This is a genomic window from Novosphingobium sp. PhB55 (assembly GCF_004368805.1).
In the GTDB taxonomy this organism is placed as follows: domain Bacteria; phylum Pseudomonadota; class Alphaproteobacteria; order Sphingomonadales; family Sphingomonadaceae; genus Novosphingobium.
Genome location: NZ_SODQ01000019.1, coordinates 1 through 17,198, shown reverse-complemented (window position 1 = coordinate 17,198; position 17,198 = coordinate 1). Strand labels below are relative to the sequence as shown.

At 65.5% G+C, this 17,198-nt stretch carries 14 protein-coding genes, 1 tRNA gene and 1 pseudogene; 10 read left to right on the top strand and 6 right to left on the bottom strand.

Annotated elements, in window-relative coordinates:
* Positions 1–1,190, bottom strand: a pseudogene (locus EDF57_RS25175) (HAMP domain-containing protein); the annotation flags it as partial.
* Positions 1,191–1,567: 377 nt separating this feature from the next.
* Positions 1,568–2,317, bottom strand: coding sequence for a GntR family transcriptional regulator (locus EDF57_RS25170; protein ID WP_243841297.1), 750 nt, complete (start codon positions 2,315–2,317; stop codon positions 1,568–1,570).
* A 17-nt stretch (positions 2,318–2,334) separates the two neighbouring features.
* On the opposite strand from EDF57_RS25170, the gene EDF57_RS25165 reads away from it, so the two are divergent.
* From EDF57_RS25165 to EDF57_RS25145, 5 genes are read left to right on the top strand one after another with little or no spacing between them, the layout of a single operon-like run.
* The gene (locus EDF57_RS25165; RefSeq protein ID WP_134096373.1) at positions 2,335–2,934 is read left to right on the top strand and encodes an amino acid synthesis family protein; all 600 of its coding nucleotides are present in this window, start codon (positions 2,335–2,337) and stop codon (positions 2,932–2,934) included.
* Between the two features lie 2 nt (positions 2,935–2,936).
* A complete protein-coding gene (locus tag EDF57_RS25160) occupies positions 2,937–3,755 on the top strand; it encodes an alpha/beta fold hydrolase (protein WP_208324967.1) in 819 nt (272 codons plus the stop codon).
* Entirely contained in the window at positions 3,752–5,230 is a 1,479-nt protein-coding gene (locus EDF57_RS25155; RefSeq protein WP_134096372.1) for an aldehyde dehydrogenase, read from the top strand. Before EDF57_RS25160 ends, EDF57_RS25155 begins: the two co-directional genes overlap by 4 nt.
* Positions 5,231–5,244: 14 nt before the next feature.
* Complete coding sequence (locus EDF57_RS25150) at positions 5,245–5,754, top strand: flavin reductase family protein (RefSeq protein WP_134096371.1); 510 nt, start codon at positions 5,245–5,247, stop codon at positions 5,752–5,754.
* A complete protein-coding gene (locus tag EDF57_RS25145; RefSeq protein WP_134096370.1) occupies positions 5,751–7,190 on the top strand; it encodes an NAD-dependent succinate-semialdehyde dehydrogenase in 1,440 nt (479 codons plus the stop codon). Before EDF57_RS25150 ends, EDF57_RS25145 begins: the two co-directional genes overlap by 4 nt.
* Before the next feature lie 109 nt (positions 7,191–7,299).
* Here the strand turns inward: EDF57_RS25145 and EDF57_RS25140 are convergent, their stop codons facing one another.
* Genes EDF57_RS25140 through EDF57_RS25130 form a run of 3 tightly spaced genes read right to left on the bottom strand, consistent with a single transcriptional unit; the run spans position 7,300 to position 9,033 of the window.
* The gene (locus tag EDF57_RS25140; protein ID WP_134096369.1) at positions 7,300–7,695 is read right to left on the bottom strand and encodes a carboxymuconolactone decarboxylase family protein; all 396 of its coding nucleotides are present in this window, start codon (positions 7,693–7,695) and stop codon (positions 7,300–7,302) included.
* Positions 7,685–7,990 (bottom strand): DUF1330 domain-containing protein, encoded by a 306-nt coding sequence (locus EDF57_RS25135; RefSeq protein ID WP_134096368.1) that lies wholly within the window; start codon positions 7,988–7,990, stop codon positions 7,685–7,687. Before EDF57_RS25135 ends, EDF57_RS25140 begins: the two co-directional genes overlap by 11 nt.
* 5 nt (positions 7,991–7,995) lie before the next feature.
* Complete coding sequence (locus EDF57_RS25130; RefSeq protein ID WP_134096367.1) at positions 7,996–9,033, bottom strand: LLM class flavin-dependent oxidoreductase; 1,038 nt, start codon at positions 9,031–9,033, stop codon at positions 7,996–7,998.
* Positions 9,034–9,156: 123 nt separating this feature from the next.
* On the opposite strand from EDF57_RS25130, the gene EDF57_RS25125 reads away from it, so the two are divergent.
* The 5 genes from EDF57_RS25125 to EDF57_RS25725 all read left to right on the top strand — a co-directional run bounded on the left by EDF57_RS25125 (position 9,157) and on the right by EDF57_RS25725 (position 16,147).
* A complete protein-coding gene (locus EDF57_RS25125; RefSeq protein WP_132266125.1) occupies positions 9,157–10,557 on the top strand; it encodes a cytosine permease in 1,401 nt (466 codons plus the stop codon).
* A gap of 23 nt (positions 10,558–10,580) precedes the next feature.
* Positions 10,581–11,717, top strand: coding sequence for a 3,4-dihydroxy-2-butanone-4-phosphate synthase (gene ribB, locus EDF57_RS25120; protein WP_134096366.1), 1,137 nt, complete (start codon positions 10,581–10,583; stop codon positions 11,715–11,717).
* Positions 11,718–11,803: 86 nt separating this feature from the next.
* A complete protein-coding gene (locus EDF57_RS25115) occupies positions 11,804–13,147 on the top strand; it encodes a hypothetical protein (protein ID WP_208324966.1) in 1,344 nt (447 codons plus the stop codon).
* A gap of 397 nt (positions 13,148–13,544) precedes the next feature.
* A complete protein-coding gene (locus EDF57_RS25110) occupies positions 13,545–15,674 on the top strand; it encodes a TonB-dependent receptor (protein ID WP_134096365.1) in 2,130 nt (709 codons plus the stop codon).
* Between the two features lie 47 nt (positions 15,675–15,721).
* Entirely contained in the window at positions 15,722–16,147 is a 426-nt protein-coding gene (locus EDF57_RS25725; protein ID WP_208324965.1) for a hypothetical protein, read from the top strand.
* Between the two features lie 966 nt (positions 16,148–17,113).
* On the opposite strand, the gene EDF57_RS25100 is transcribed toward EDF57_RS25725, so the two are convergent.
* Positions 17,114–17,190 (bottom strand) — tRNA-Met (locus EDF57_RS25100).
* Between the last annotated feature and the right edge of the window lie 8 nt (positions 17,191–17,198).

The following is a 17,198-nucleotide window of genomic DNA, read 5'->3' as shown; positions in this document are numbered from 1 at the left end:
CGGTCGGCTTCCGCGCGGTCGGCCGCGGCCTGGCGGAACACGTCGGCGGCGCGGGCCATGGTGCCGATCTCGTCCTCGCGGCCCAGTTCGGGAATGGCGCAGTGCTCGCCCTTGGCCAGGCGGTCCACCGCGCCCGAAAGCTTGGCCATGGGACGGCCGATGATGCCGCCGGCCGCATAGAACAGCGTGGCCAGCACCGCCGCAACGATCACCAGGCCGCCGATCACCAGCTGCCAGGCCATGCTGCGTGCAGGCGCGGCAATCGTCGCCTCGGGAACGTCCAGGACCAGCGCCCAGGTGGTGTTCAGGCCTTCGAACGCGATCGGCCGGACCACGCGGCGAGTCGCCACACCGTCCACCTCGATATCCGTCAGCACCCGCGTCTCGCCCTTGGCGATGGCTGCCTTCACCTCGTCGAGACCGGGATCGGCGTAGAGCTTGCCAAGGCGGGCGGCATCCGGGTTGGCCACCCAGATCGCGCCCGCGGAAAGCAGCATGACGCGGCCGGTACCGAAAGGCTTGAGCCTGGACAGACGTTCGGAAATGTTGCCCAGTTCCATGTCGAGACCCGCCACGCCGATCACCCGGTCTCCCGAGCGCACCGGCTGGGTGATCGACGTCATCAGCACGGTCCGGCCGCCCGCGTCGAAAGTATAGGGGTCGAGGATCGCGCCCTCTCCGCTCTCGAACGACTGGCGGAAGAAGGGCTTGCCGTATCCTTCCAATTCGTTGTTCGGGATCTGGGCAAGCGTGCCGTCGGTCTTGACCCAATAGGGGCGGAAGTTGCCGTCCCTGCTCGATCCGGGCTGGCCGCCTTTGCCCGCGTCCGGTCCATCCCACTGGCCGGGCGCGATCATGGTCCAGGCGCCAAGCGCGACTTTCGACTTGAGAAGGTCCGTCCTCAGCACGTTCGTGGCGGTGCCGCGATCTCGCGCATTGCCGGCGTGCAGATTGCCTATGGTGGCCGCCAGGGTGCGGGCGGTCGCCTCGAACGTGGCGATATCCGTCTTCACCTGGTTACCCTCGGCATCGGCCTGGGCGATGGCCGACTGGTCCGACAGCGTGCCGACGGCGGACTTCGTCTCGAAGACCACGGCGGTAAAGCCGATGACGAGCAGCACGGCGATGGCCAGTCCGGCGACCGTCATCAGCTTGCCCGCGATATGCATGCGGTTGAACACGTCTCTCATTTTCCAGCTCCAGGAATGTCTTGGCAGGCCGCGGCGGCTGCGAGGCACGGAAAGTGCGCCTCCCGCGCGGAAGACTCCCGACAGCAAACCAGGAACGGTGCTGCAAAAGCGCAAGACGGCATCGAGGTCCTCTGCTCGGACGGGAAGGCAGTCTTATTATAGGACGGTATGCCAAAGATCGGACGCAGCGATCGATTTGGCCGGATTGCGCGGCTTGCACCCGGAAATGTCGCAAAAAGGCAATTGGGAGTGCAGAATCTGCAATTGCAGGAAGGCCGCAGCGGGGACATATCGCCCCTGCCTTTCAGGCATCCTCTCCCAAAACTTATTCCGGCCGGTCCTTCGGGACCGGCCTTTTTTTGTGCGCCGAAGCGGCGTTACTTGTTCTTCAGCATCTCGATGGCGATCAGCGACGCCTCGTGCACATGTTCGCGGCATGCCTTGGCCGCGGCATCCGCATTGCGGTTGGCAATGGCATCGACGATCTTGGATAGCCGCTTGAGCCCCGCAGCCTGGCGGCCGACGACCGACAGCGTCATCGCGCGCATCTGGCTGATGCGGCTATTGAGGCGCTGCACGATTTCCAAGGCGATCTCATGCCCACCGGTGGTGAAGATCACCTCATAGAAATGCGTGGAGGCATTGAGCGCGGCAATCGCGTTCTTGTCATTGTGCGCCGCTTCGATCGCCGCCAGCGCCTCCCGCAGCAAGGCGACGGTTTCCGCCGAGGACCGGTCCGCGCAGGCGGCCGCCGCCGAGGACTCAAGCTGCATGCGGATCTCGTAGATCTGCTGCGCCTGTTCCGGCGATATCGTGGAAAGGCGCGGACCGGATGGTGTGCTTTCCACCAGTCCTTCGGATTCCAGATTGCGGATGACTTCCCGGATCACCGAGCGGCTGACGCCAAGACGGTCTCCCAGGCTGCGTTCCACCAGCCGTTCGCCGGGCGCTATCTGCCCCTGCATGATGGCGTCGCGCACACGATCCAGCGCGATGAGCCTCAAAGTCTGCGGCCGCGCTTCGATCCGTTCCAAATCATCCTCCACAAAGGGTTTCGTTACTCTTGAAACTCTCATGACAAGAACCGTTGCATGTGTCCAGTCTTCTGGTATACCACCATACAACATTCCAAGGAGGTTGCCCGATGGCTCTGAAGATTCGCAAGCTCGTGTCCTATGTCGAGGAAGTCCGCATCGAAGGCGGCAAGGACGCCGCACGTCCCGTCACCACCGTTCTCGTGGCCGCTGTCGTGAAGAACCCCTGGGCCGGCCGTGACTTCGTGGAAGACCTTCAGCCCGAGATCCGCGCCTATGCCTCCGATCTCGGCGCACTCATCGTCGATAAGCTGACCGCGACCATCGGCGGCGCGGACAGGATCGAGGCCTATGGCAAGGCGGCCGTCGTCGGCGGCGCGGGCGAGATCGAGCATGCCTCGGCGCTGATCCACACCCTGCGCTTCGGCAACCACTACCGCGAGGCGGTGAATGCGAAGTCCTACCTCAGCTTCACCAACAAGCGCGGCGGCCAGAACACCTCGATCCAGGTGCCGATGATGCACAAGGACGACGAAGGCCAGCGTTCGCACTACATCACCGCCGAATTCGCCATTTCCGACGCCCCGCTCGATGACGAGATCGTGATCGTGCTCGGCGCTGCCGACGGTGGCCGCGTGCATCCGCGCATCGGCAATCGCTACCTCGACCTGGAAGCCATTGCCGCGGAGAAGGCCGCGCAGCAGGGCTGACGGTGGGCGCGAACCCTTTCCCGACGGCCTATGAGGACACGGGCGGAGACAATCCGCCCGTGATCCTGATCCACGGCGTCGGACTGTCGCAGGCCATGTGGAGCGCGCAGAAGACCGCGCTTCAGGATGCCTACCGCGTCATCACGCTGGACATGCTCGGGCATGGCGGAAGCGCCGCGCCGGCCGCCGATGCCGGGCTGGGCGACTATGCCGACCAGGTGGCCGAACTGATGGATCATCTGGCCATCGACAAGGCGGTGCTGATCGGGTTCTCGATGGGCGCCCTGGTGGCACGCGCCTTCGCCTTTCGCTTTCCCGGCCGCCTTTCGGGCCTGATCCTGCTCAACGGCGTCTTCGACCGTTCCGAGGCCGTGCGCGCCACGATCCTGGGCCGGGTGGACGAAGTGCGGCAGGCGGGCCCGGCCGCCAATGCCGATGCCGCGATCGAGCGCTGGTTCACGCCGCAGTTCCGTGCCGCCCAGCCCGGCTATATCGCCGACTTGCGCGCCCATATGGCGGGCAACGACCATCACGGCTACCTCACGTCCTATGGCCTTTTTGCCAGCCAGGACAATTTCGGCGCCGACCGCCTCGGCGAGATCGCGGTGCCCACGCTGGTCGCCACCGGGGAGTTCGATGTCGGCTCCACGCCCGAGATGACCCGCAAACTGGCGGCCCGCATCCCCGGCGCGCAAGCCGAAGTCATCGCCCATGCGCGCCACATGATGCCGGTGGAAATGCCGGAAGAAACCAATGCCCTGCTCCTGGGCTACCTCGCTACGATCACCCAGGCGCCCATAACTGCCGGAGAGGCTTCATGACGACACGGAAATTCCAGATGCTGGTGGACGGCGCGTGGATCGACGCTGCTTCCGGCCGGACGTATGAATCGCGCAATCCCGCAACCGGCCAGGTCTGGTCGGTCCTGCCCGATGCCGACGAAGCCGACGCCGACCGCGCCGTGCGCGCTGCCGATGCCGCGTTCCGCAGCGCGGCATGGCGCGCCCTCACTGCCACCGCGCGCGGCAAGCTGCTGCGCCGCCTGGGCGACCTGATCGCCGAGCATGCGGGCGAACTGGCCGAACTGGAAACGCAGGACAACGGCAAGCTCATCCGCGAAACGCGCGGCCAACTGGCCTATCTGCCCGAATTCTTCCACTACAGTGCCGGTCTGGCCGACAAGCTGGAAGGCAGCACCCTGCCGATCGACAAGGCGGACATGTTCGCCTTCACCGTGCCCGAGCCGCTGGGCGTCGTTGCCGCGATCATTCCCTGGAACAGCCCGCTCTACCTGACCGCTATCAAGCTGGCCCCTGCGCTCGCCGCCGGGAACACCCTGGTCATCAAGCCTTCGGAACATGCCTCCGCCAGCATCCTGCGCTTCGCCGCGCTGGTCGAGCAGGCCGGGTTCCCGGCAGGCGTGGTCAATGTCGTGACCGGGCTTGGCCCCAGCGCCGGTGCTGCCCTCACCCGGCACCCGCTCGTGCGCCGAATCGCCTTCACCGGCGGACCTTCGACCGCGCGCCACGTCATCAAGGCCAGTGCCGAGAACTTCGCCAAGCTGTCGCTGGAACTGGGCGGCAAGTCGGCCAACATCGTGTTCGACGATGCCGACCTGCAGAGCGCGGTGAACGGCGCCGTCGCGGGCGTCTATGCCGCTTCGGGCCAGAGCTGCGTCGCCGGTTCGCGGCTGCTGGTGCAGGACGGCATCTACGATCGCTTCGTTGCCGCGCTGACCGAGCGGATGGCCCGCATCCGCATCGGCGATCCGCTCGACCCGGATTCGGACATGGGCCCCATGGCCACCGAACAGCAGCTCGGCGTGGTGGAGAGCATGGTCGGCCGCGCCCGCGAGGAAGGCGCCGAAGTGCTGGCCGGCGGCCAGCGCCACGCCGGCCGCGAGGGCTGGTATTACGAGCCGACCCTGCTGGCGTGCAGCTCCGACCAGCTCGACGTGGTGCAGAACGAAGTGTTCGGTCCCGTCGCCGCGATCATGCGCTTCTCCGACGACGCCGAAGCGCTCGCGCTGGCCAACGGCACCGAATACGCCCTGGCCGCGGGCATCTGGACGCGCGACATCGGCCGCGCACACCGCTTCGCCCGCGACGTCCATGCCGGGATCGTCTGGGTGAACACTTACCGCGCCGTCTCCGCCATGGCGCCGATCGGCGGCTTCGGCGCAAGCGGTTACGGACGCGAGGGCGGCATCCATGCCGTGCTGGACTACACCGAACTGAAGACCGTCTGGGTCAACCTGTCGGAACAGCCGATGGGCGACCCCTTCGTGATGCGGTGAGAGGAGATAGCGACATGACGACAAGCGCAATCGATCCGGCCGAATTCCGCAAGGCCATGGCCGAATTCCCATCGGGCGTCACGGTCGTGACCGCCCTCGACGAGCAAGGCGCCCTGGTGGGCTTTACCGCCAGCGCCTTCACCTCGCTGTCGCTGGACCCGCCGCTGGTGCTGGTGTGCCCGGCCCTGACTTCCGCCACTTATCCGCACCTCGTGCGCGGCGGGCGTTTCGCGATCCACATCCTCGCGGCCGAGCAGGAGGCGCTGGCCATGGCCTTCGCCTCGAAGGGCACGGACAAAGTGGCGGCACTGGAATGGACGCTGAGCGATCTCGGCAACCCGCTGCTCCAGGGCGCCAGCTGCGTGCTCGAATGCAGCCTCTGGCGCGAATACGAAGGCGGTGACCATGCCATTCTCGTGGGCGAAGTGCTGCGCATAGACCGCTGCGAAAGCGGCGTGCTGCTTTATCACCGCGGGCAGATGAGCAATCACGCTCACCTGGAAAAGGAGGTCGCGGGCGCATGACGATCCGGGATCTTCACCCCTTCCGCGATCAGGCTTTCGTCGGCGGGATCTGGACCGTATCGCTGGATACGGTGCCGGTGACCGACCCGGCGACCGGCGATGTCATCGCGCAAGTGCCCTACCTCGGCGCGGCCGAGACCCGGACCGCCATCGAGGCGGCGGAGCAGGCGCAAGCCGAATGGCGCGCCCGGCCCGCAGGCGAGCGTGCCGACCTGCTGCTGCGCTGGCATGCGCTGCTCCTGGAGCACCAGGAAGCACTCGCGGCCATCCTCACCGCCGAACAGGGCAAGCCGCTGGCCGAAGCGCGCGGCGAAGTGCTCTATGCCGCCAGCTTCGTGCGCTGGTTCGCGGAAGAAGCGCGGCGGATCGAGGGCGAAGTGATCCCCGCGCCCCGTTCGAACCAGCGCATCCTGGTCTGGAGCGAGCCGGTAGGCGTCGTCGCCGCGATCACGCCGTGGAACTTCCCGGCGGCCATGGTGACCCGCAAGGTCGCCCCGGCGCTTGCGGCGGGCTGCGCGATCATCGTCAAGCCCGCGCCGGAAACGCCGCTGACGGCGCTCGCCCTGGCGGCGCTGGCCGAGGAAGCGGGCCTGCCCGCTGGGTTGCTCAGCGTCATCACCGGTGAAGCCGCGGCCATCGGCGAGGCTTTCATGAGCAGCGATGTCGTGCGCAAGCTCTCCTTCACCGGCTCTACCGGGGTGGGCCGCAAGCTCTACGAACAGTCCGCGCCCACGTTGAAGCGGCTCTCGCTGGAACTGGGCGGAAACGCGCCGTTCCTGGTGTTCGACGATGCCGATATCGATGCGGCCGTGGAAGGGGCATTGCTGGGCAAGTACCGCAATGCCGGGCAGACCTGCGTCTGCGTGAACCGCTTCCTCGTGCAGGACGGCATCCATGACGCCTTCGTCGAGCGGCTTCGGCAGCGGGTCGAGGGCCTGGTCCTCGGCCGCGGCACGGATGCGGGCGTGACGATCGGTCCGCTCATCAATGCGCGCGCCGTCGAGAAAGTGGAGCAGCATGTGGCGGATGCCGTCGCCCGCGGCGGACGTCTGCTGGCGGGTGGAACGCGGCAGGAAGGCCTGTTCTTCCCGCCCACGCTGATCGCCGACGTTCCGCGCGATGCGCTGGTCGCCTCGGAGGAAACCTTCGGGCCTCTCGCCGCCGTAATCCGCTTCGAGACCGAGGAAGAGGCGATCCGTCTGGCCAACGACACCGAGTTCGGTCTGGCCGCCTATGCCTATACCCGCGACATCGGACGCGCCATGCGCGTCGCCGGAGCCCTGGAATACGGCATGGTCGGGCTGAACGAGGCAGCGATCTCCACCGAAGTCGCCCCGTTCGGCGGGATCAAGGCCTCTGGCATGGGCCGCGAAGGCTCCCGCCACGGCATCACCGACTATCTCGAACTGAAATACGTGATGATGGGCGGGCTTTAACCCCCACGTTACGGACCCTTGGGTCGCAACAGAGAAGCGCCGGCATCCATGAGGATACCGGCGCTTTTTCGTTTCCCGGATCATGACATCTTGAACAGGACGCCGTGCGTCAGCCTTGCGCGTCGATCTCCGCAAAGACCTCGCGGGCGAGGCGGAAGCTGTCCACCCCGGCCGGGATCCCCACGTAGACGGCGATCTGCAACAGCACTTCGCGGATCTCCTCACGCGTCAGGCCGTTGGTCAGCGCGCCGCGAATATGCGCCTTGAACTCGTGGCTGCGGTTGAGCGCCGCGATCATGCCCAGGTTGAGGATCGAGCGGCTGCGGCGGTCGAGACCGGGCCGGTTCCAGATTTCGTCCCAGCAGTACTTCGTCGTCAGTTCCTGCATGGCCCAGTTGAAATCGTCCGCGCCGTCGAGCGCCTTGTCGACATAGGCATCGCCCAGCACTTCACGCCGGGTGGCGAGGCCGCGTCCGAACTTTTCGTCCTGCGGTCTATCGGTCATCCTGTTCCAGTCCTTCCACGATCACGATTTCCACTTCGGCCGCGCCTTCGCGCGCGGCGCGGGCGGCGCTGTATTCGGGCGAGGCATGGCAGGCCAGCGCAGCCTCCATGCTGGGAAACTCTATCACGACCGTGCGCTCGAAAGGCTCCGGCCCTTCGAGCGCCACCGAACGACCGCCCCGCGACAACAGCTTTCCGCCATTGGCGATCAGGGCGGCCGGTCCAAGGGCCATGTAACCGGCGTAAGCCTGCGGGTCCGTCACATTGACCCGGGCGATCCAGTAGGCCTTGGCCATCGCGGTCAGGCGAAGGCCGGAAGGACGTGGTCGATGAACAGGCGCAGCGATTCGCGCTTTTCCTCGAACGAGAGGCTGTTATCGACCCAGATGCTGTACTCGTCGACGCCCAGCGCCTCGTAGCTCTTCAGGCGCTCGATCAGCTCGTCCGGCTTGCCGATCATGACGTTCTTGCGCAGCGTCTCGGGCACGTACTCGGGGAACTTCTCCGGGTTGATCGGCGGAACGGCGGTCTGGAAACCATTGACCGGCGGCGTCTTGTTGCCGAACCAGGCGCCGAACGAGCGGAAGAAGAACGAGATGCCTTCCGCCGCGGCCTGCCAGTCGTCATCGCCGGTATGGACGTGGGCATGCTGCAGCACCATGATCCGGGGGCGCTCGGTGATCTGCGGCGCAGCTTCGATGGCGTTCTCGAACTTGGTCATGAGATCGGCCACTTCGGCATCGCCCTTGGCGAGCGGGGTCACCATCACGTTGCAGCCGTTGGCGACGGCGAACTTGTGCGAATCGGGGTCGCGCGCGGCGATCCACAGCGGCGGGCGGGCCTGGATCGGCTTGGGCACGCTGGTGGAAGTGGGGAACTTCCAGATCTCGCCGTCATGCTCGACATCGCCTTCCCAAAGGGGCTGGAGCAGCGGCACCATCTCGCGCAGGTACTTGCCGCCGTCCGTCGCGGATACACCGTTGAGCATGCGATCGAATTCGAACTGATAGGCGCCCCGCGCCAGTCCCACTTCGGCACGGCCGTTGCTGATCACGTCCAGCAGGGCGGCTTCGCCGGCCATGCGAATCGGGTGCCAGAACGGCGCGATGAAGGTGCCGGCGCCCAGGCGGATGCGGCTGGTTCGCCCGGCCACGGCCGAGAGCAGCGGAATCGGGTTCGGCGAGATGGTATATTCCATCGCGTGGTGCTCGCCGATCCAGACTTTGTCCATGCCGCCAGCCTCGGCCATGTCGCACAATTCAAGCAATTCTTCGAAGAGCTTATGGTGCGAGACCGAGGCGTCGTAACGCTCCATGTGCAGAAAGATCGAGAACTTCATCATCCATCCTTTTCCCAGCCTCGCTCGTGGCGGGGCTTAAAATTTCTCTTGCGACTCGCTCGAAGCAAGAATACCGTCCGATGGTATACCACAAAAACGATGGTGCAAGAGGATAACTGAAGCATGGGTAAAGCGGGTGATACCTCGGCCGGGGTGATCGAGGAAAACAGCATCGGCTTCGTGCCGCTGGCGGAACGGCACGGAAAAGTGCGCGATCTCTTCACGCTTTGGTTCACGACCAATATCGCGCCGCTGCCGGTGGTGACGGGCGCCATGGCGGTGCAGGTCTATCACCTGCCCTTGACCTGGGGCATTTCCGCCATCGTGCTGGGCCACCTCGTGGGTGCTCTGGTACTGGGTGCCTGTTCCGCGCAGGGGCCGCAGATGGGCCTGGCGCAGATGATCCAGAGCCGCGGACAGTTCGGCCGCTACGGTGCGCTGCTGGTGGTAACGTTCGCGACCCTGCTCTACGTCGGCTTCTTCATCTCCAACATCGTGCTGGCCGCAAAGTCGGTCCACGCGCTGCAGCCCGCGGTGGGCCTGCCGGTCGGCGCCGTGCTTTGCGCCCTGGCCGCAGCCGGGATCGGCATCCTGGGCTACAACGTGATCCACATGCTCAACCGTGTCGGCATGTGGTTCATGGGGGCCGGGCTGATCTTCGCCTTCGTCAACCTCGTGGCGCTCATGCCGGCTGGTCTCTGGACCCAGGGCCAGGGCTCGGCGATCGGCTGGCTGGCGATGTTCTCGCTTGCCGCGGTCTGGCACATTTCCTATGCCTGCTACACCTCGGACTATTCGCGCTACCTGCCGCCCAGCGTCGGCATTCGCGCGCCCTTCCTGGCCAGCTTCGCAGGCGCCGCCCTCGGCGCGGGCGCCTCGTTCACCCTGGGCGCGGTAGCCGTGGCCGGTGCGCCGGCGAACGCCGACCCGATGGCCATCGTCAGCGGCGCCACCGGCATGCTGGCACCGGTGCTGATGGCGCTGTTCGTCTTCAACATCATCAGCCACAACGCCCTCAACATCTACGGCGCCGTACTGTCCCTCATCACCATGGCGCAGACGTTCTTCGCCTCCTGGCAGCCGGGCCGCAAGGCGCGCGTGGTGCTGTCCACCCTGGTGCTGGCCGGCTGCCTGGCCGTGGCGACGACTTCTGCGGACGACTTCGTGCCCCGCTTCATCGGCTTCGTCATCGGCCTGATGGTCGTCCTGGCGCCCTGGGCCACGATCAACATCGTCGACTTCTACTTCATCCGTAAGGGCCGCTATGACATCGACTCGTTCTTCCGCGCCGACGGCGGCATCTACGGCCTGATCGACTTGCGGGCGGCCGCGGCCTACGTCGCAGGCATCGCGGTGCAGCTGCCCTTCCTGGCGAGCAGCATCTACACCGGCCCCTTCGCCAAGGCGCTGGACGGCGTGGACGTGGGCTGGCTGATCGCACCGGCCGTCACCACGGCGGTCTACCTGGCACTCGGCGCGGGACGGAAGGCGGATCTCGCCGCCGCCCCCTGCCCGGCCGAATGAACACGCACACCTGGGAGAGCGACATGGCCACGATAGCCCTGGAGCATGAGAACAAGAGCTTCCTCTCGACTGCGGAGGAAATCATCGACGAGGCCAGAAACGGCCGCATGTTCATCCTCGTCGATGACGAGGACCGCGAGAACGAGGGGGATCTCGTCATCCCCGCGCAGATGGCCACGCCCGAGAAGATCAACTTCATGGCGCGCTACGGCAAGGGACTGATCTGCCTAGCCATGACCGAAAGCCGCGTCAGCCAGCTCGGCATCGGCCTGATGAGCGCCCGCAACGGCACGAAGCACGGCACCGCCTTCACCACTTCGATCGAGGCCCGCGTCGGCGTCACCACCGGCATTTCGGCGGCGGACCGCGCGCGGACCATCGCCGTCGCCATCGACGGGACCAAGGGCAGCGACGAAATCGTCACGCCCGGCCACGTCTTTCCCCTCATCGCCCGCGAAGGCGGTGTGCTGGTCCGGGCGGGCCATACCGAGGCGGCCGTCGATGTCGCCAGGCTGGCGGGCCTCAATCCCTCGGGCGTGATCTGCGAGATCATGAAAGAGGACGGCACGATGGCACGGCTCGACGACCTCATCGCCTTTTCCCGGCTCCACGGCCTCAAGGTCGGAACGATCCGCGACCTCATCGCCTATCGTCGCCGCCATGATACCCTGGTGGAGCGTACCGCACAGGCCAGTTTCCACAGCCGCTGGGGCGGAGACTGGCAGGCGATCACCTACCGCAATCGCGCCACGGACACGGAACAAATCGCGCTCGTGAAAGGCAGGATCGACCCGGTCAGGCCGACGCTCGTGCGCATGCATGTGATTTCCACGCTCACCGACATCTTCGCCGCGCAGAGCAGCGGATCGGGCGTGCTCGAAAGCGCCATGCAGGCGATTGCCGAAGAAGGTGCGGGCGTGGTGATCGCCATCAACCGGGCGCGCAACGATCGCTTTACCATGGCCCTGAAAGCGCAGGCGGGCACGCTCTCGCCCGCCGACATGGACGAACTGCGCGACTACGGCGTGGGCGCCATGATCCTGACGGACCTCGGCATCGAGAAGATGACGCTGCTGACCAATACGCACCGAACTCCGGTGGCGCTGGCGGGCTACGGCCTCTCCATCGAAGGCGAGCGGCCAATAAAACCGGGACTCTGAAGCCGGAGCGCCCAGGCGCCGCCTAAAACGCATATTCGACATTCCCGTCATCCTCGCTGCGGCCGCCCTGTCGCCAAGGAAGAGTCATGCTCCCCGTTCTCGTTCCCGTCGTCCTGGCCGCATCCGCGCCGGGCACCCTCGATCATGCGCCTGCCGACTGCACTGCATCCGCAGACAGCTGCGCCGCCCAGGTCGCCGCCTTCTCGCCTGCCCCTGGGCCCGCCCCCAAAGATGCGGCTCCGGAGACGCCGAAGGTCGAGGCGGCGCCGGCACCCGCACCTCCGACTGAAGCCGCAACCAAGGCCAGGCTCAAGATCGGCGCCGCCCTGCGCGGCCGCTATGACCTGCGCTTCAACGATGTCGGCAGCGCGGGCCAGCGCCGGACGTCCAGCCACTTGTCGTTCGATACCCTGGCCTTGACGGCCGACTACGATTCCACGCGCTTCTTCGGCGCGGCCCAGTACCGCGTCTACGGCGGCAGCTTCATCTACGGCAAGAACGGCGGCTACGACGGCCATGTCGGCGAGGTGAACTTCCTGATGTACGCCTATGCCGGCGCCAAGCTCAACGCCACGGACAGCGTGACCGTGGGCGTACAGCCCGTGCCTTTCGACGACCGCTACTGGGGCTCGTCGATCCTCGACGATCTCGGCTTCGTCTACGGCATGGAAGAGACCTACAACCTTGGCATGAAGTTCAAGCGCCAGACCGCGGACTACCGCGTGGAACTGGGCTTCTTCCCGTCGAGCGGACCCAATGGCATGGGCATCAGCACCGATTCCTCGCGCTATTCCACGAACATCGCCAAGGCCGACAGCTACGTTCCGGACGGTTCGCGCAATGATGAGCGCAAGATGATCATCGGCAACGTCCAGTACGCGCTTGTGAACAACCAGGACACCACGCTGAAAGCGACCGCCTCGGCCTGGATTTCCAGCATCTACAATTTCGACACCGATAAGGAGGGCAGCAAGCACCTCTTCGCCTTCAGCCTGACGGGCAGCCACGGCCCGTGGAGCGCCAAGGCCCTGGTCGCGCGGCAGGATATCGACCCGCGCAACCCCGGCCGCAACGACATGATCTCGGTCGGCGGCTTCGACGGAAGCTATAACATCGCCGCCAAAGGCACTTACGCCTTCGGCGAGATCGGCCGCACGATCGACACCGGCAAGCTGCCCTTCGACCTGCTCGTCTACGCCAATTACGGCCGCTTCATGAAGGACGCCGCCGGCTTCCGCGACAGCGAGCGCTTCGATCTCGGCGCCGTATGGACGGCCAAGGACAAAGGCAGGATCAAGGTCTTCTCCGAGTTCCTGCTCGGTCGGAACGATCCCTATGTCGGCGCCGGCCAGTTCATTTCCGGTGCAGCCCAGGGCGGCGACGACAGGTTCAAGGCGGCCTTCATGATGATCTTCGGCTACTATTTCTGACCCGCCCCATGCGGCCATCCCTTGCGGTGTTCGGCCGCATGGGGTGGCCGCAGGTCTTTGACTTCGAACCGGAATATGCCGAGACAGCGTAGGGCATCAGCGCAATAATACGCGTGCAGGCGGGTCTTCTGATCCTTCGCGCTGCATGCAAACACACGCCCACTCGACGCCGAAAGCACCCCGGCAAGGCGGCTCGCACCGAGCAGGCGACCTTCCAAAGTGTAGCAAATCGGCATCGGTCTGCGGATCGCTCCGGACAAAATCCCGCAACAGTTTGATGTTATGTTGTAACATGTCGTTAGCAGGACTACCCGATGGCCGCCCGGGCACGGAAACGTTCGCGGGCGCAATGTTACGTTATACCGTCCCATCTCATTGACAGCATAAAGGCCCCGCCATGAGACTTCGATTGCTTTCCAGCAGCGCCCTCGCCCTCTTCGCGCTCCCCGCGCTCGCACATGCGCAAGCCGAACCTGCAGACCGCAGCACGAACGGTGACGCAGACGGCTACCATCACAGCACCGGCTCCGACATCGTCGTGACCGGCGTGCTGCCGACGAAGCGCCAGGACATGCTGTCGAGCGTCGCCGTCGTGGAAGGCAAGGAACTTACCCAGGCGATCCGTCCCTCGATCGGCGAAACGCTCCAGCACGAACCGGGCGTTTCCGCCAGTTCCTTCGGCCCCAGCGCCTCGCGTCCGATCCTGCGCGGGCTGCAGGGTGAGCGGGTGCGCGTGCTGACCAACGGCCTCGGTTCGATCGACGTCTCCAACACCTCGGTCGATCACGCCGTCGTCGTCAATCCGCTGCTGGCCGAACGCATCGAGGTGCTGCGCGGACCGCAGTCGCTGCTCTATGGCTCGTCGGCCATCGGCGGTGTCGTCAATGTGATCGACAAGCGCATTCCGACCTCGGTTCCCGACGAGGCGATCCACCTGGGCGCCATCGCGACATACGGATCGGCCGCCGACGAGCGTTCCACCGCCGGATCCGCCGACGTGCGCCTCTCCAGCCAGTGGGTTGCCCATGTCGACGGCAGCTATCTCAAGAGCGACGACATGCGCATCGGCGGCCACGCGCTCACCCCGGCGCTGCGCCGGCAGGCACTCGCCTCCAGCCTCCTGCCTGCCGATCCGAGCGATGAGGAGCCCATCGATTTCGCAGCCAACGCCGCCGTCAAGGGCAAGCTCCCGAATTCGGGCGCCAAGACCTGGACCGCCGGTGCCGGGCTCGCCTATATCGGCGACGGCGGTAACATCGGCCTGTCCTACAGCCACTACGACAGCCTCTACGGCGTTCCGATCCGCTTCGCGACAGAGGCCGGCCAGGAGCAGGAAGCGCCGCGGCTCAGCATGAAACAGGACCGCGTGGACCTGCGCGCGGAAGTCGATGGCGACGGCAAGATCCTGGACAAGGTCTCGCTGCGGCTCGGCTATGCGGACTATTCCCATGCCGAACTGGAGGAAGACGGCGAAGTCGGGACCACTTTCTACAACAAGGGCATGGAAGGCCGCCTGGAATTCACCCAGGCCCAGCACGGCGCCTGGCGCGGCGCCACCGGCATCCAGTTGTTCAACCGCGACTTCAACGTGATCGGCGAAGAGGCTTTCCTGCCGAAGAACTCGACCACACAAGTCGGCCTCTTCACGCTCCAGCAGCTCGATTACGGCGCGCTGAAGTTCGAGGCCGGAGCCCGCTTCGAGCACACCGCCCTGTCTGCCCATCCCGTGGGCGATCAGGCCCAGTTCTTCGGCGGCAATCGTAATTTCGATGCCTTCTCCGGCTCGCTCGGCGCCTCCTACGGCCTCACGCAGGACTGGCGCATCGGCCTGAACCTCTCCCGCACCGAACGCGCACCGGCCGCCGAGGAACTTTTCGCCAACGGACCCCATGCCGGCACCGAGGCCTACGAACTGGGCGATCCCGATTTCAGGCTGGAAAAGTCATGGGGCGTGGAAGCCGTCCTGCGCGGCAGCGGCGAGAACTACACGTTCGAAGCCTCGGCCTATCACACCTGGTTCTCGAACTTCATCTACGAGGACCTTACCGGCGATGTCGAAGACGGGCTGCCCGTCTACGCCTTCCGCCAGGCCGATGCACGCTACTACGGCTTCGAAGCGCAGGGCACCTTGACGCTGGCGAAGATTGGCAGCGCCCGGATCGTGGCCGATGCGCTGGGCGACTATGTCCACGCCAACATCGTGAACGTCGGCGCCGCCCCGCGTATACCACCACTCCGAGTTCTCGGTGGCCTCGGGGTTCAGACGCCCAAGGTCGACGTGCGCGGCGAAGTCGAACATGTCTGGGCGCAGAAGCGTATCTCGGAGTTCGAAACCACCGCGCCGGGCTTCACGATGGTCAATGCCGAAGTGAACTTCCGCCCCTGGGGCGACGAACGACCGCTCAGCTTCGCGCTGTCGACCAACAACATCTTCGACGTCGTCGCCCGCCGCGCCGCGTCGTTCCTCAAGGATTATGCCCCTCTCAGCGGCCGCGACATTCGCGTGACCGCCCGCCTGAACTTCTGAGCCATCGGTGAGGGACGGCAACGGCTCGTCCCTCACCTGCCCGCATCATGGAGGATGTCTCGAAAAACGGGCGGAAGACCCGGCGCAACGGCGAACTCGTGCGCCTGGTCGAAGACCTGCTCAAGCAGGCCGCAGCCCCCGCGTCCGCCTACGACCTGGCGCGCCTTGCCGCCGAAAGAGAAGAACGGCTCTATCCCGCACAAGTCTATCGCGCGCTTGCCGAACTGGTCCGGCAGGGCCGCGTCCGGCGGATCGAGGCGCTCAACGCCTATTGCCCGACCCGACCAACCCCCGGCGCGATCGTATTTGTCTGCAACGATTGCAGCCGGGCGTTCCAGCACGACCACCCCGAGATAGACACAGCGCTCCGCCTCGCCCTGGAAAACCACGGCCTTCGCCTCGACCGGCTGATTGTCGAGGCAACCGGGAAATGCAGCGAATGCCGCCAGCGAACGGGCGACACCCGCTCCTGACGAGGTGTCTGCGGCGGACAATCGGACAGCCCTCAGCGCGTCGTGACCACACACATCCAGCATTGTCTCGGCATCCGCCAAAAATTGCCGCCTCGCCCCGAGCAGGCTTTCCTCCGCTGCGATTTCCAAACATGATGATCTCGATCATCGGCCGCATACGCCTGCCCGACATGCGCCGAGCGGCGACTCCGCTCGCATGACAGCACGCCATCTTGCGTAGGATCCCTTGGCATGGTCCGCCTACCTCAATCAAAGCGCCGAACGCTGGACGATAGCAATCGCCTGGCGAGGCATAATGCAGCCGGTCTCGCGGGCAATTTCGCCATGACGGTATCGAATGTCATCAAACGCACCGATCGCGGCGTCGCCAGAATACGCGAGCGCGTCTTGCTACCATTGGGTGACTGGAACACCTGTCGGCTCGAACGCTGATCGGTGCAGGTATCCCTTGAGCGGGTTGATCTGCGGTGATTGAGACCGTGCTTTATAGCTGACCACTGGCGTTTTCTGGCGGTTTAAGTGCGTGACAAATTCTGGGACAGCCCATCCGCCACCTGCGCCGGGCCTGGCTCGGGCACAATTAAACGGCCCGCCGGGGCGTTTGCGAAGGGGCGCCAGCAACTTCGGTTTCAGAAGCTGCGCGACTTTCCCAGCGTGACCTTTGCGGCAACCCGTAGCCTAGAGCCCACCATGCTATCGGCCGCGTGATCGACCGTTCATCCGAGCCTGCGAGGGAGTCGATGCGATCCGGGCCTCCGAGGATTCTCCAGCGCGTGGGGGGTATCTTCTGTCGGCGATGAGTTCGGAAGGACCAGGTCCGGTTGCCGGGCGCCTCGGCGTACGGTCAGTTGCGCACGCAAGGTAACGTCCCTGCGGCCTGCTCCTCCTCTCGGGTTTTACTGGCGCATATGCGGCGCCACGGCGCGCGCATGCCTGGCCTGTTGTGCGTGTCTGTGGGTATGTTCATGGTTGCGGGGGCAGGATTTGAACCTGCGACCTTCAGGTTATGAGCCTGACGAGCTACCGGGCTGCTCCACCCCGCGTCACCATT